Origin of the sequence: Amycolatopsis sp. (assembly GCF_036008905.1) — a bacterium.
Taxonomy (GTDB): domain Bacteria; phylum Actinomycetota; class Actinomycetes; order Mycobacteriales; family Pseudonocardiaceae; genus Amycolatopsis.
In genome coordinates, this window is sequence record NZ_DASYMU010000036.1 from 86,519 (window position 1) to 101,650 (window position 15,132).

Below are 15,132 nucleotides of genomic sequence, written 5' to 3' on the forward strand. Positions count from 1 at the left end.
GCCTAGTGGCGGTGCGGCTCGGCCGGGCCCAGGATGCCGGTCGCCTCCGGGTTCAGTTTGCCCTCGCGTTCCAGTTGCGCGCGCCAGGCAGCGCGCAGGTCGCCGTCCTCGCCTGCCAGCGCGTCGAACCCGACATGCGCCATGTTCTTGCAGGACTTCTTGTGCCCGTGGGCGTCGTCGAGGTCCGTGCCGGTCTGTCCCTGGGCGGCCCAGACCGCGCGCAGCACTTCGAGGGTTTCCTCCGGTTCCTGGCTCATTCTCCGGCACCTTTCCTCGGGTCCCGTCACCGTAGCGCCGCCCCCACTCTCCAGTCCCCACAAATTAACCCTTCCCTTATGCCGCCCCCGCGCGTGTTTCCCGTTCCGGTAGTCGGCTTTCCCCGCTGCGCAGCTGTGTCGCACGGGCGGGTGCCGAAACGTGACAAGTCCACTTGGCCGGGAAAGTCCCCTTCCGGGTACTTTGGGCGCTAATCTCCGTACTCCCGACCAGTTCAGGAGACGCCGGTGTCGCTGACGCTCATCTCGATCCTCCTTCCCGCGGCGCTCGGCATCGTGATGTTCGGCCTCGGGCTGACGCTGACCGTGTCGGATCTCGTGCGGGTGTTCAAGGCGCCCAAGGCCGCGGTCATCGCGCTGGTCTGCCAGCTGCTCGTGCTGCCCGCGATCGCCTTCGGCCTGGTGTTGCTGTTCGATCTCGCGCCGGAGCTCGCTGTCGGGATGATGCTGCTGGCGGCGTCGCCGGGAGGTAGTTCGGCGAGCCTGTTCAGCCACCTGGCGGGCGGGGACGTGGCGCTGAACATCTCGGTGACCGCGATCAACTCGATCATCGCGCTGGTCACCTTCCCGATCGTCGCCCAGCTCTCGATGGCGCATTTCCTGGGCGAGGGTCAGTCGATCGGGCTGCAGCCGGACAAGCTGATCCAGATCTTCGCGACCGTGGTGCTCCCGGTCGTGCTCGGCATGTGGGTGCGCCACCGGTTCACCGCCTGGGCCGAACGCATGCGCGGCACGGTCAAGATCGCCTCGATCGTGGTGCTGGCGGTGGTCATCGTGGGCGCGGTGTCGCAGAAGTACCAGGTGCTGCTGGACAACGCCGGCGCGCTGGCCGTCATCACGCTGCTGTTCTGCGGGTGCGGCCTGACCATCGGCTACTTCGCGCCGCGGGCCTTCCACGTGAGCCCGGAGCAGGCGATCGCGTCGGCCATGGAGATCGGGATCCACAACGCGGTGCTGGCGATCACGGTCGCGATCTCGGTACTGGGCAACGAAACGATGGCTATCCCGGCGGCGGTGTACGGCATCCTGATGTACTTCCCGGTCGTGCTCGTGGCGTACCTGTTCGCCCGCCGGACGCGGGCGGGTCACCTCGTTAACCAGCCACGAGATGTCGACATGGCGTGATACCCCGCGTCCGCAACTACCGCCATCTGTCGACAGATGGCGGAGGTCGTTGGCCCAGGTCCTCCGCGGCTGACTCGTCGGAAAGTGCCGGTTCCCGCCGGTTTGGGCGAAAGGTGAGCGTTGCTAACTACTCTGATTAAGAGCTAACTTGGGAGTATGACCCGTATCGGAGACCTCACTCTGGCGGAGCAGCTCATGAGGACCGTGCTGGGCTTGCGCCGCGTGGTCCGCCGCCGCGTGCGGACCGAAATGTCAGGGCCGCCGCTGCGCGGTGCGCAGGCCGAGCTGCTGCGTGTCGTCGAGGAGCAGCCCGGAATCGGCGTCGCCGCGGCCGCGCGCGAACTGCATCTGGCAGGCAACTCCGTCAGCACACTGGTGAACCAGCTCATCGACGCGCACATGCTGCGGCGTGAGGTCGACCCGCTGGACCGGCGCGCGGCGCGGCTGGAGCTCACCGAGGAAGCCCGGCAGCGGCTGGACACCTGGCGCCGCGCCCGGACCGGTGTCGTCTCCGGTGCGCTCGACGCCTTGTCCGAAGAGGACACCCGCGCGATCACCGATGCCTTGCCCGCTCTCGAAAAGCTGATGGCGATCTTGAAGGAGCAGCCATGACGGCCGCGATCCGCTGTGTGGACCTGAAACATTCCTTCGGTGACAAGAAGACCGTCGACGGCGTCGATCTGGAGATCGTGCCCGGCGAGGTCTTCGGCCTGCTCGGGCCGAACGGCGCCGGGAAGACCACCACGATCCGGATGATCACCACCCTGCTGCCGACCCCGCCCGAAGCGATCACCGTGTTCGGGCTGGACGTCGCCCGCAAGAAGATGGCCGTCCGCCGGTTGATCGGGTACGTGCCCCAGCAGCTTTCCGCCGACGGCACGCTCACCGGCCGCGAAAACGTGTCGCTGTTCGCGCGGCTCTTCGACGTGCCGAGAGCGCGGCGGCGCGAACAGGTCACCACCGTGCTCGAGATCGTCGGCCTGCTCGACGACGCCGACCGGCCCGTCGGCGGGTACTCCGGCGGCATGATCCGGCGGCTCGAACTCGCCCAGGCGCTGGTCAGCGCGCCCAGGCTGCTGATCCTCGACGAGCCGACCATCGGGCTCGACCCTGTCGCGCGCTCGACCGTCTGGGAGCGCATCACCCAGATCCGCGAGGAAACCGGCATGACCGTGCTCGTCACCACGCACTACATGGACGAAGCCGAGCAGTTCTGCGACCGGGTCGCCCTCATGCACCAGGGCCGCATCCGCGCGCTCGGCACCCCGGCCGAGCTCGAAGCCGAACTCGGCCCGGAGTCCACTTTGGACGACGTGTTCCGTTCGGTCACCGGCAACCAGCTCGAGAGCGACCAAGGAGGGATCCGCAATGTCCGTGCCACTCGTCGCACCGCCCGCCGCCTCGGCTGATCCGGCGTTCCCACGCCAGCTGGCCATTCTGGCCTCGCGGGTCGGGGCCATGTGCCTGATCGAGCTCCAGAAACTGCGCCGGGACCGCTCGGAACTGCTCACCAGGGCGATCCAGCCCGCGTTGTGGCTGCTGATCTTCGGTGAGACGTTCACCAGGCTGCGCACGATCCCCACCGGCTCGATTCCCTATCTGGATTACCTCGCGCCCGGCATCCTGGCCCAGTCCGCGTTGTTCATCGCGATCTTCTACGGTATCCAGATTATCTGGGAACGCGATGCCGGTGTGCTCTCCAAACTGCTCGTGACGCCGACACCGCGGGCGGCTTTGGTCGCGGGTAAGGCCTTCGCTGCCGGAGTTCGCGCGCTCGTCCAGGCGCTGATGGTGCTGGTGCTGTCCGCGATCCTCGGTGTCGGGCTGACCGCGAACCCGCTGCGCCTGCTCGCGATGGCCGTGATTGTGGTGCTGGGCGCGGCCTTTTTCTGCTGTTTGTCCATTGTGATCGCCGGGCTCGTCCTGTCGAGGGAACGGCTGATGGGAATCGGGCAGGCCATCACGATGCCGCTGTTCTTCGCCTCGAACGCGCTGTACCCGGTGGATCTGATGCCCGGCTGGCTGAAAGTACTCAGTCACGTCAACCCGCTCAGCTATCAGGTCGACGCGTTGCGCGGATTGTTGATCGGCACTCCGGCCAACCTCGGACTGGACTTCGGCGTCCTTATAGGTGCGACGGCCATCGCCATTACCGTCGCTTCGGCACTGCTCGGCCGATTGGCCCGATAAGTGCGGATCCGTTAAGCGATAAGTAAAGGGAGTTCTGTGTGAATACCCGGCAAAGTGCCGTGCGCCTGTTCGGTTTGTGTGTGCTGGGAGGCGTGCTGCTCGCCGGTGCGGTGTCCCCGGTGGTGCTCGGCGCGGGCGCGTTGTCCAACCAGGTGAGCAATTCCGTCGGCACGATCGCTGCGGACCTCGTCACGGACAACCCGCCGCTGGTGACCACGGTGACCGATCGCGACGGCACCCCCATCGCGACGCTGTACGACCAGTACCGCCTGCCCGAGACAGCGGCGCAGATCGCGCCCGCGATGAAGGCCGCGATCGTGGCCGTCGAGGATCGCCGCTTCTACGACGAAAGCGGCGTCGACGTGAAGGGCATGGCGCGGGCCGCCGTGCACGACAGCGCCGGCGGGGGACTGCAGGGTGCGTCGACGATCACCCAGCAGTACGTCAAGAACTACCTGATCAACGTCGCCGACCGTGGGAACAAGGCCGCGCAGCTGGCCGACAAGGAAGACTCGATCGGGCGCAAACTGCGCGAAGCGAAGATGGCCGTCCAATTGGGACAGACGATGTCCAAAGACAACATTTTGGCCGGATACCTCGACGTCGTCGAGTACGCCGGGAACATCTACGGCGTCGGCGCCGCGTCCCACGCGTATTTCGGGACGACAGCGGACAAACTGACCGTACCGCAGGCGGCGTTGCTGGCCGGGATGGTCAACAACCCCAACATCTACAACCCGTATACCCACCCGGGCGCCGCGGTGCAGCGCCGGAACCTGGTGATCGACGACATGGTCAGCGGCGGCAGCCTGCCCGCCGCGGCCGGCGCCGACGCGAAGGCCGCGCCGATCGGCGTCCTGCCCGGCGGGCCGCTGACCCCGGCCAGCACCTGCATGGGGGCGAGCGCGGACGCCGGTTTCTTCTGCCAGTACGCGGAAACCTACCTCCAGCAGGCCGGGTTCACCGCCGACCAGCTCGACACCGGCGGCTACACCATCAAGACCACCTTGGACCCGAAGGTCAGCCAGACGACCAAGGACGCCGTCGACGCGAACGTGCCGACGACGGCGGACGGCGTCGCGAACACCTTCGCGGTGATCCAGCCGGGCCAGGACTCGCACCAGGTGCTCGCGATGGTCGCCAACCGGAACTTCGGCAACGACCCGGCGAAGGGCCAGACGTCGACGAACATCGTCGCCGACGCCAGCAACAAGTTCGGCGCCGGTTCGTCGTTCAAGATCTTCACCTCAGCCGCGGCCATGGTCACCGGCAAGGCCGGGCTGAACACCCCGCTGCCGAACCCGCCCAGCAGCTGTTTCACCCCACCGAACGCGAACAAGTACACCTCGTGTTACCCGGTGAGCAACGACGGCACGAATTATCCTGACCCGATCACCGTCGCCGATGGGCTCGCGACGTCACCGAACGTCGCCTTCGTCGGGCTGGAGTCGCAGGTCGGCATGCCCGCGGTGCTGCAGATGGCACACAACCTGGGCCTGCGGAACACGTTGGCCACGAACGACGACGGGAGCGCGCCGATCACCGACCCGGCGGACGCGCGGTCGAAGAACACGCAGTACGACCAGCCGCAGTCGCAGTACTTCCAGGACAAGCTGTCGTTCACCCTCGGCGACAGCCCGGTGAGCCCGCTCGAGATGGCCAACGTGTCGGCGACCCTGATGAGCGGCGGGACCTGGTGCCCGCCGAACCCCATCCTGTCGGTGACCGATCGCAACGGCCAGGCCGTGCCCGTCCAGCAGCGGGCCTGTGAGCAGGTCATCCCGTCCGGGGTGGCGAACACGCTGATGGCCGGGCTGAGCCGGGACACCACCATCGGCACGTCGGCCGCCGCGGCGAGGTCCGCCGGGTGGACGCGGCCCGATATCGGCAAGACCGGGACCACGCAGAACAGCGAGTCGGTCGCGTTCGTCGGCGGGGTGAACGACTACGCGGTGTCGTCGATGGTCTTCGCCGACGGCCCGCATCCGCAGGAGATCTGCCCCGGTACGCCGGTGCATCTCGGCAACTGCGGCCACGGCGCCTTCGGTGGCACGGTCGCCGCGCCGCCGTACTTCCACTCCATGTCGCAGCTCCTCGCGGGCCAGCCGGACCAGGCCATCCCCGGCCCGGACCCGGCCTACTCAAACTGAGCTGAAGGGGACTTTGCCTGCCCACAAGGGAGCGAAAGTCCCCTTCAGCCCCTTGTGGCGGGAGCGGTAAGCGCCACATTTCTGCCCGATTTCGGGCAGGGAAGTTGCGCAGGCCGCGATTCGGGTGCCAGAGTCCTGCCATGGACCCGTCGCCGCACGCCGAACTGGCGTTCCACATCGCGGCGTCGACAGGTCTGCCCGTGCCGACGGCCACCAGGGTCGTCGCCGACGTGATCGCCTTCTTCGGGGAGACGACCGAACAGTTCGTCCGGCGGCGCCACGGCGAGCTGCAGCGGCGCGGGCACAAGAACGCGCGGATCTGGGTGGCGATCGCGGGGGAACTCGCCGGTCGCCCGGTCGGCGCGGGAGAACTCAGCGAGCGCCAGCTCCGGCGGATCGTCTACGGCTAGCCCGAGCTGTCCGTTCTCACACTCCTGGAAGGTTACTTCGTTTATGTGCGGAATCGTGGGCTACATCGGCCGTCGTGAGGCCACTCCCATCCTGCTGGAAGGGTTGCACCGCCTCGAATACCGGGGTTACGACTCCGCCGGGATCGCGGTGGCGCATCGCGGCAAGCTGAAGGTGACGAAGGCCGCCGTGCGGGTCGACGAGCTCCGCGAACTCGTCGGCAAGGGCTACCCGTCGCAGGTCGGCCTCGCGCACACCCGCTGGGCCACCCACGGTGAGCCGACCGACGCGAACGCCCACCCCCAGGTCGACACCAGCGGCCATGTCGCGGTGGTGCACAACGGCATCATCGAGAACGCCGAGCAGCTGCGCGGGAAACTGACCGCCGACGGCGTCGTCTTCACCTCCGAGACCGACACCGAATCGCTCGCGCACCTCATCGCCCGCGCGCTCGACGCCGGTGCCTCCTCACTCGAAGAGGCCGTCCGCCTCACGCTGCGCGAGGTCGAGGGCGCCTACGGCATCGTCGTGTTCGACGTCCGCAACCCCGACGAGCTCGTCGTCGCGCGCAACGGCAGCCCGATCGTGCTCGGCATCGGTGACGGCGAGATGTTCGTCGCCTCCGACGTCGCCGCGCTCGTCCGGCACACCCAGCGCGTGGTCTACCTGGACGACGGTGAGCTCGCGACCGTCCGCGCCGACGACTTCCGCACCAGTACCCTGCAGGCGCACCGCACCGCGAAGACCCCGACGACCATCGACGTCGCCGACGAGGACTACCAGCTCGACGGGTACGCGGACTACATGAGCAAGGAGATGGCCGAGCAGCCCGACGCCGTGCGGCGTGCCCTGCTCGGGCGCCTTGACGAGCGGTTCTCCACCGCGCATCTCGGCGGGCTCGAGCTGGAACCCCATGTGCTGCGGTCGTTCCGGCGCGTGAAGTTCCTCGGCTGCGGCTCGGCGTACTACGCCGGCCAGCTCGGCGCCAACCTGGTGGAGGAGTGGGCGCGGCTCCCGGCGGACGCCGAGCCTGCCTCGGAGTTCCGCTACCGGAACCCGGTCGTCGACCCGGACACGCTGTATGTCGCGGTCAGCCAGTCCGGGGAAACCCTCGACACCCTGGCCGCGGTGCAGGAGATCAAGCGCAAGGGCGGCCGGGTGATCGGCGTGGTCAACGTCGCCGGCAGCGCGGTGGCGCGGGAGTGCGGCCGTGGCGTCTTCCTGCACGCGGGCCCCGAGACCTCGGTGGCCTCGACCAAGGCCGTGACCAACATGTGCGTCGCGTTCGCCATGCTCGCGCTGCTGCTCGGCCGCGTGCGTGACCTCTCGATGGCGCACGGCAAGCGGATCGTGGCGGCGCTCGACGCGCTGCCGGGCCTGCTCGAAGAGGTGCTGGCGGCCCAGGACGAGATCACCGCCGCCGCCGAGCGTTACGCCAACGCCGAGCACATGTTCTTCGTCGGCCGGGTCCGCGGCTGGCCCGTCGCTCGCGAAGGCGCGCAGAAGCTCAAGGAAATCTCCTACATCCACGCGGAGGCCTACCAGGCCGCCGAGCTGAAGCACGGCCCGCTCGCCCTGATCGACCCGAGCATGCCGTCGGTGGTCATCGTGCCCGACGACGAGGTGCTCGCGAAGAACATCGGCACCATGGAGCAGATCAAGGCCCGCGGCGGCCCGGTCATCGCGATCACCAACGCGGAGCTCCCCGAAGGCCTCGCCGACGTCGTGATCCGCGTTCCGCGCACGGAGCCGGAGCTGGAGCCGATCCTGTTCAACATCCCGCTCCAGATCTTCGCCCACCGCATCGCGGTGCACCTCGGCCGCGACATCGACAAGCCGCGCAACCTCGCGAAGAGCGTCACGGTCGAATGACGGACGCGGGCTCCCGGGAAAGCCAGGGAGCCCGCCGCCGGAAATAGCCGAACCCGATGTCATTTTCGGGTGGGCAAAGAGATCTGACCCAGGTGACACTGGGGTTTTCCTGGAAAGCGCCGTGTCAAAATGATCTTGTGGGCGCCGAGGAGAATATCGGCGGCGTCGCGGCGATACTCCGCCCGGTCGCCGCGGTGATCGTGAGTGTTTCGCCAAGTGGATGTGTGGAGCTCCGGCTGCCGTCGAGGCGGCGGAGTTGGCGGTGCGACGGCGTCGGCAGTGCGATGTGGATCGCTTTGCGGCAGCACGACGGGCGAATCGGCGAGGCTTCGGAAATGCTCGCCGGAATATGGCGGCTGGATCCGGTGGACGTACGCTGCGTGATGAATTCCTGGGCCGCCGAACTATGTGACGCCGGTTTTTTGAGGCTGGAGAAATAATATATTTCCCGGTCCGGGTAAATGGTGGAACGCGGGCGGAGAGGGCCGATTCCCTGGGCTTTCGTGTTCTCGTACGGCCACTCATGCACAACCAAACGCAGGTAAAACGACGAAGGTTGGTTGCGAAACCACATCGGGCTGACTAGAGTGATCTGACCGATGCGGGCAGGTGCGCCTGGCGCGAACGGTCGCCCGGTTCGTTGTGGCGCAAGGAAGGGGATCGGAGTCGCGGCGGCCCGGTGTCGGATGCGTGAACCGCAATGTGATAACTGATTGTAGTTCGGGTTCTACGCTCCGAATATGGTCGGCTGTAACGCCACTCCGCTCCATACCCGCGAGTTCCGGATTTCCCCGCGTTTTTTCATTATGCCCGGGATATTCTATCATCGCATTGCGTGTGCCGCCGCGATGGGTAATATCCGGGGGCGAGGCCGGGAAAACGATTCACCGTCGTCGGGTCAGGAGGATCAGCGTGCCGGAGCTACTGCTGGGACGCTCGGCCGAGCTGACCCGGTTGGCCGCCCGCGCCGCGGCCGCCAAGGCCGGCTCCGCTCAGGTCGTCGTGCTGCGGGGAACGCGGGGAAGCGGCAAGACGGCGCTGCTCCGTCACCTCGGCGACCGGGAAGCCGCCGTCCGGCGTGCGTCCCCGGGCGAAGCAGGCCAGGAGGTCGCCTTCGGTGTCGTCCGGAGCCTGCTCGAAGACGACGACCTCGTGGACCGGCACGCGGCCACGTTCCTGCCCGCCGCCCGCCGCCGGGTGCTCGCCCTGCTGACCGAAGCGCCACTCGTGCTCTTGGTGGACAACGTGCAGTGGTGCGACGAAATGTCGTTGCGCTGGTTCGAATTCCTGCTGCGTCGCGCCGACGAGTCGCGGCTCCTGGTGGTGTTCGCGCTGCGCGCCGACGAAGTGTCCCCCTTGGACAGACGGCTGGCCGCGCTGGTCCCCTCCGCGCGGTTCCGGCTCATCGAACCGGCGAGCCTCGGCGCCGCGGACGTCGCCCGCCTGGCCGAACGCGAGTTCGGGCGGCGTCCGGAGCCCGCGTTCGTCCGTGCCTGCACCGAGTTCTCCTCCGGCAACCCCGAATTCGCGACCTGGCTGTTCGCCACTCTGCGCGCGGAGGGCGCCACCCCGGACGAAGACGGGATCGCGCGGGCCGGCGCGGTGAGCTTGGCGATGGGCCGGCTCTGGGTGCGTGCTCGCCTGGAGTGCGAACCCAGCCATGTCCGGGAGGTGATCCGAGCGGTCGCCGTGATCGGACCCGAAGACGTCGAACTCGTGGCCATGCTCGCCAGGGTGCCCGCCGGCGCGGTCGCCGAGGTGCTCGAAAGCCTGGAGCGGGCCCCTGGTTTCGGCCAGGTGGTCCTCGCCGGGATGCTGGACGAGCTTCCCGGCGCCGAGCGCGCGGAGTTGCGGCTGCGTGCCGCGCGGCTGCTGAACGACTCGGGCCGCCCGGCCGGGCTCGTCGCGGACCAGTTGCTGCTGCTCGCGCGGCTGGACGAGCCGTGGATGCGCGAGACGTTGCACGAGGCCGCGATGAGGGCGCCCGAAGCCGGTAGCGCGGCACGGTATCTGCGGCGGCTGGTGGCGACCGATCCCGACGACGTCGGCGCGCGCATGGCCTTGGCCAAGGCGCTGGCCGAGATCAACCCGCTGGAGATTTCCGGCCTGCTCTCCGAAGCGCTGCCCCGCGTGACCGATGTCCGGGAGCGGGCCGCGATCGTGGCGCGGCTGGGCGCGATCGAGCTGATCATGCCGGGCGCCCGCATGCCGATCCGGCTGCTGCGTGACGCCTTGGCCTCGCTGGACGCACGCGGGCCGGAGGAACCGCGGACGGCGGCCGACACGGATCTGCGGATCCAGCTCGAATCGCTGCTGTTGTTCTCGCCGCGGAGCGGATCCGCGCGCACCCGCGAGCCGGAACACGGGGACACTCCGGGCGAGCGTCAGGCGCTCGCCGTCCGCGCCCTCCTCACCACGCTGGGGGGAACGTCGGCGGCGGAGGCCACCGAGTTCGCCCGGGGCGCTTTGCGTGACGAGCAGGCGAAAAGCGGCTGGACGGCCACGACGGCGTCGGTCGTGCTGTTCCTGGCCGACGAATTCGACGAGGCGCGGCGGGGGATCGAAGCCGCGATCGCCGAGAGCGAGGAGCGGGGCGCGGTCTGGCCACACGCGCTCGCGTTGAGCACGAAAGCCTGGATCCTCGTCAGCGCCGGGAAGATCACCGAGGCCGCGACCTGCACGAGCGCCGCGATGGCGATAGCCGCGACGCAACCGTGGGACACCAGCGCGGTCATGACCAGGGTCATGCACGCGCTGGTGCTGTTCAACCAGGGTGACGTCGAGGGATCGACGGCGCTGCTCGACACGATCGACCCGTGGGAGAAGTCTTCGGCCGGCCCGTTCGACGGCTATTACTACCTGATCACCAAGGCGAAGATCAGCCGCTTCGAGCATGATTTCGAAGCCTCACTGGCCTACGCCGAGCGCTGCGGCGCCCTGCTCGAAGCCGGCGGTATCCGCAATCCCGTGTTCGCGCCGTGGTGGCTGCACGCGGCGGAGCTGCTCATGGCGCTGGGCCGCCCGGCGCACGCGGCCGGGCTGGCCGAGCGCGGCGAGGACCTGGCAGAACGCTGGGGGACGGCGCGCGCCACCGGCCTGGCTCTGACGGCCAAGGGGATCACGACCCCCGGCCACCGTGGCATCACCGCGTTGACCGAGGCCGTGGAGGTGCTGGCGGGCACTCAGGCCGGGGCCGATCACGCCAAGGCCGAGACACTGCTCGGCATGGCGCTGCTGCGCGACGACCACCCAGGCGGAGCGCGCGAGCACCTCCGGCGCGCGGTCGACCTTTCGGTGCGCCACGGCGGCTGGGCCGCGGCGACGACGGCGCGGAACATGCTGGTGGCCGCCGGGGGCCGGATGCAGCAGGTGAGCGGCGATCGCGTCGGCGTGCTGACGGCCAGGGAACGGAAAGTGGCCGCGATCGCGGCGCGCGGGCTCAGCAACACCGACATCGCCGAGACGCTGTCGGTCACCTTGCGCACGGTCGAGGTGCATCTCACGAGCGTGTACCGCAAGCTCGGTGTCGCCAGCCGGGGAGACCTGTCGACGGTGTTCGACGCGGCCGGGACAGAGGGCTGAGCCATGGTGGTGGACCGGGAGGCCGAGCTGTCCATAATGGACAAATCGGTGCGGGATGCCTTGTCCGGCAACGGGTCGGTGCTGGTGATCAGCGGTTCGCGTGGCTCCGGGAAGACCGCCCTGCTCGGGGAGCTCTCCCGGGTGGCCCACGCGCTCGGCGCCCGGGTGCTGCGTGCGCGCGGGGCCGAGCTCGAGTCGGTGTTCCCCTTCGGGATCGTGCACCAGCTCCTCGAACCGGTGCTGGCCACGGTTCCGTCCGACATCCCCGAACTCGTTTCCCTGCTGGAAAAGCTGTGCGCCGAGCGTGCCATGGTCATTCTCGTGGACGAGCTGTGCTGGATCGACGTCGAGTCGATCCAGGTGCTGGCGGAGGTGACGAGGCGGCTCGACGGCCTGCGGCTGGTGGTCGCGGGAACGGCCGGGACGGACGGCTATCAGGCCGACCAGGTACGGGAGCGCGGCGTCAGCACGCCGTGCTACCGGCTGCGGCCGGCGAGCCTCACCCTGCCGGGCACCACCGCGCTGGTGGGTGTCCACTTCGGACAGACCGAGGCGGACTGCGACGAGCGGTTCGTGGCGGCCTGCCACGACCTCACCGGCGGAAACCCGGCCCTGCTCACGACATTGCTCGCCGGTCTGACTGCCTCCGGGCTCCGACCGGTCGCGCGGGACGCCGGGCGGGTCGGGGAGCTGGGGCCCGCGTTGCTGCTGGGCACCCGCATGGCGTGGCTGGGCGAAGAAGACGAAGCGGTGCGGTACTTCGCGTGGGCGATGGTCGTGCTCGGCGCTCAAGCCGAACCCGCGCTGGTCGGGCAGCTGGCCGGGCTCGACGAAGCCGGTCGCACGGACGCGCTGGTGGCCCTTGACGGGCTCGGTCTGGTGGCGGACGGACAGCTGATCGACGTGACGGTCGAGCGGGCCGTCGAGGCGTCGATTCCGGTGCGCGAGCACGACAAACTGCGCTGGGAGGCCGCGTGGGTGCTGCACAGCGACGGCCATCCCGCCGAACTCGTGGCCGACCAGCTGGTCATGGTGTCCTCGGTGCTCGACCGGTGGGCGCTGGACGTGCTGCGGGAAGGCGCGGCCGCGTGCCTGCGCCGGGGAGCGGCCGACATCGCGACGCGCTATCTGCGCCGCGCGCTGCAGGACGCTTCCGGCGATCCCGCGCTCCGGGCGAGACTGCTCGTCGATCTGGGGGTCAGCGAGCGGGGCTTCGACCCGGCTTCCTCGGCGCGCCATCTGTGCCAGGCCATCCCGTTGCTGGAGACGGTCACCGATCGCGCGGCGGCCGCGGTGATGATCTCGCCCGCGGCGATCCGGTCCCGCCCGCCGGTGGCGAAGGTGGTCCGGGAGATCGCCGACGCGCTCGGTGACGCCGAGGAAACCCCAGGGCCGCAACGGGAATTCGCGCTCCGGCTCGCCGCGCGGCGAACATATCTCGGGGTGGAGGACCCGCGGGCGCTGGTGGCGTCGGTCTCGGTCCTGCGGGGGTTCGGCCGGGATCTGCCGCTGGCCACCGCGGGCGAACGCGAACTGGCCGTGATGCGGCTGCACGCGGCGATGCTGACCGGGGATGTGCCCGCGCACGAAATCGCGTGGCTGGGACACCGGATACTGGACCGTGAACCGGCTTCGTTCGTCCACGTGCACACCGCGTTGCCGCTGCTGGTGACCGTCCAGGTCGCGGCCGACTCCGCCGAGGACGTCGCCGGTTGGCTGGACAGCGGGCTCGCCCAGGCGCGGCGGCAGCACGCTGTCGCGGCCGAAGCGCTGATCCACGCCGAGCGGACACACGTGTATCTGGCCTCGGGGCAGATGCCGCAGGCGAGGGCGAGCGCGCTGCGGGCGTGCGAACTCGCCGACGCGGGCTGGCCGGAGACGGCCTCCCAAGCCACGATCGCGCTGGCGCTGGTGGCGATCGAGACCGGCGACCCGGACTTGGCCACCATGGTCTTCGACGCGAAACCCGACGAGACCGACTTGGCCGTGAGCGCGGTCCTGCGGATGCTGCGCGGTGTGGTCGCGTCCGCCCGCGGTGACCTCGTCGACGCCTTGGAACACTTCCTGGGCTGCGGGCGTCAGCTGGAGCAGGCGGGCTGGCACAACCCGGCGGCGCATCGGTGGCGTGCCTGGGCGGCCACGGTGCAGCACCGGCTCGGGAAGGTCGGCGCGGCGACGGAGGTGTCCGAAGAGGACCATGAGCTGGCCGCGCGGTGGGGCGCGCCGGCCGCGCTGGGCCGCGCGTTGCGGATACGGGGCTCGGTCACCGCCGGGAAAGCGGGGATCGAGCTGCTGCGCGAGTCGGCCGACGTGTTCAGCGGGTCCGGAGACCGTCTCGGTATGGCCAGGACGTCCATCGTGCTGGGACGGCGGCTGATCGCGGAAGACGGCCCGGACGGACCCAAGTTCCTTTGGCAGGGCCAGGAACTGGCGACGGCCTGCGGGGCGAGCTGGCTGGCCACCGAACCGGGCCCGGAGCCGGCGGGGGCGGAGCTGGGGCTCGGCGCGCGGACCGCGTTGACCCGCACGGAGAACCGGGTCGCCGGCTGGGTGGTCCGGAACTTGACGAACCAGGAGATCGCCGAGAAGCTCGGCGTTTCCCGCCGGGCGGTGGAGAAGCACCTCACGAACTCGTACCGGAAGCTCGGTGTCGACGGCAGGGCCGGACTCGCCGAGGCCTTGGCGACCCGGCAGTCCGAGGTCAAGCGGTGACGATCTTCGGGCCCTCGGCGGCGATCTCGGCGGCGACGGCGGAGTCGATGCCGTTGTCGGTGATGAACGTGTCGATGTCGCTGAGGTCGGCGAAGCGGGCGAAGTGATCGTTGCCCACCTTGGTGTGGTCGGCGAGCAGCACGGAACGGCGCGCACTGGCGATGGCGGCGCGCTTGACCATCGCCTCGGCGGAGTCCGGTGTGGTCAGTCCGCGTTCGGCGGAAACGCCGTTGGAGGCGATGAACGCGACCTCGACGAAAGTGTCCTTCAACGCCTGCAACGCCCAGGCGTCCACCGAAGCGAGTGTCCGGCTGCGCAGCCTGCCGCCGACGAGCATGACGGTGAGGTTGGGGCGGGTGGTCAGCGACAGGGCGATGCTGACGGAATGGGTGACCACGGTCAGTTCCCGGTCCGCGGGCAGGATCTCCGCCAGGCGGGCGGTGGTGGTCCCCGCGTCGAGCAGGATGGTGCCCTCGTCGGGGAGCTCGGCCAGCGCGGCCTTGGCGATGCGTTCCTTCTCCGCGGTCATCACGCCTTCGCGGGTGGCGAGTGCGGGCTCGAAACCCAGGCGCTCCACGGGAATCGCGCCGCCGTGGACCCGCCGGAGGACACCGTGGCGTTCCAGGACGGTGAGGTCGCGGCGGATGGTTTCGGTGGTGACGGTGAATTCCTCCGCGAGTGCCGTCACATCGACGCGGCCCTTCTTCCGGGCCCGTTCGAGGACTATCTGCTGCCGCTCTTCGGCGTACATCCCCTGCCACCTTCCCCGTCGGATCCCACAAACAAGTGAGTTTATGTTGCTTTTTTCCGGATCGCAA

At 69.1% G+C, this 15,132-nt stretch carries 12 protein-coding genes; 10 read left to right on the forward strand and 2 right to left on the reverse strand.

Annotated elements, in window-relative coordinates:
- Positions 1–2: 2 nt before the first annotated feature.
- Positions 3–257: a hypothetical protein gene (locus VGP60_RS07040; protein WP_327547056.1), complete on the reverse strand. Its 255-nt coding sequence runs from the start codon at positions 255–257 to the stop codon at positions 3–5.
- 246 nt (positions 258–503) lie between these two features.
- Between VGP60_RS07040 and VGP60_RS07045 the strand changes: the two genes are divergently transcribed.
- The 10 genes from VGP60_RS07045 (at position 504) to VGP60_RS07090 (ending at position 14,314) form a co-directional block, all read left to right on the forward strand.
- Positions 504–1,400, forward strand: coding sequence for a bile acid:sodium symporter family protein (locus VGP60_RS07045; RefSeq protein ID WP_327547057.1), 897 nt, complete (start codon positions 504–506; stop codon positions 1,398–1,400).
- A gap of 156 nt (positions 1,401–1,556) precedes the next feature.
- Positions 1,557–2,012: a MarR family winged helix-turn-helix transcriptional regulator gene (locus VGP60_RS07050; RefSeq protein ID WP_327547058.1), complete on the forward strand. Its 456-nt coding sequence runs from the start codon at positions 1,557–1,559 to the stop codon at positions 2,010–2,012.
- Positions 2,009–2,809 (forward strand): ABC transporter ATP-binding protein, encoded by an 801-nt coding sequence (locus tag VGP60_RS07055; protein WP_327547059.1) that lies wholly within the window; start codon positions 2,009–2,011, stop codon positions 2,807–2,809. Before VGP60_RS07050 ends, VGP60_RS07055 begins: the two co-directional genes overlap by 4 nt.
- Complete coding sequence (locus VGP60_RS07060) at positions 2,769–3,590, forward strand: ABC transporter permease (RefSeq protein WP_327547060.1); 822 nt, start codon at positions 2,769–2,771, stop codon at positions 3,588–3,590. Before VGP60_RS07055 ends, VGP60_RS07060 begins: the two co-directional genes overlap by 41 nt.
- Positions 3,591–3,628: 38 nt before the next feature.
- Positions 3,629–5,740: a transglycosylase domain-containing protein gene (locus VGP60_RS07065; protein ID WP_327547061.1), complete on the forward strand. Its 2,112-nt coding sequence runs from the start codon at positions 3,629–3,631 to the stop codon at positions 5,738–5,740.
- A 140-nt stretch (positions 5,741–5,880) separates the two neighbouring features.
- Positions 5,881–6,150, forward strand: a complete 270-nt coding sequence (locus VGP60_RS07070) for a hypothetical protein (protein WP_327547062.1) — start codon at positions 5,881–5,883, stop codon at positions 6,148–6,150.
- A 43-nt stretch (positions 6,151–6,193) separates the two neighbouring features.
- Positions 6,194–8,020 (forward strand): glutamine--fructose-6-phosphate transaminase (isomerizing), encoded by a 1,827-nt coding sequence (glmS, locus tag VGP60_RS07075; RefSeq protein ID WP_327547063.1) that lies wholly within the window; start codon positions 6,194–6,196, stop codon positions 8,018–8,020.
- A gap of 137 nt (positions 8,021–8,157) precedes the next feature.
- Positions 8,158–8,460, forward strand: a complete 303-nt coding sequence (locus tag VGP60_RS07080) for a hypothetical protein (RefSeq protein WP_327547064.1) — start codon at positions 8,158–8,160, stop codon at positions 8,458–8,460.
- Between the two features lie 472 nt (positions 8,461–8,932).
- Positions 8,933–11,602, forward strand: coding sequence for an AAA family ATPase (locus VGP60_RS07085; RefSeq protein ID WP_327547065.1), 2,670 nt, complete (start codon positions 8,933–8,935; stop codon positions 11,600–11,602).
- A 3-nt stretch (positions 11,603–11,605) separates the two neighbouring features.
- The gene (locus tag VGP60_RS07090) at positions 11,606–14,314 is read left to right on the forward strand and encodes a LuxR C-terminal-related transcriptional regulator (protein ID WP_327547066.1); all 2,709 of its coding nucleotides are present in this window, start codon (positions 11,606–11,608) and stop codon (positions 14,312–14,314) included.
- Here VGP60_RS07090 and VGP60_RS07095 read toward each other — a convergent pair.
- The gene (locus VGP60_RS07095; protein WP_327547067.1) at positions 14,304–15,065 is read right to left on the reverse strand and encodes a DeoR/GlpR family DNA-binding transcription regulator; all 762 of its coding nucleotides are present in this window, start codon (positions 15,063–15,065) and stop codon (positions 14,304–14,306) included. The two genes, VGP60_RS07090 and VGP60_RS07095, sit on opposite strands and share 11 nt — an antisense overlap.
- Between the last annotated feature and the right edge of the window lie 67 nt (positions 15,066–15,132).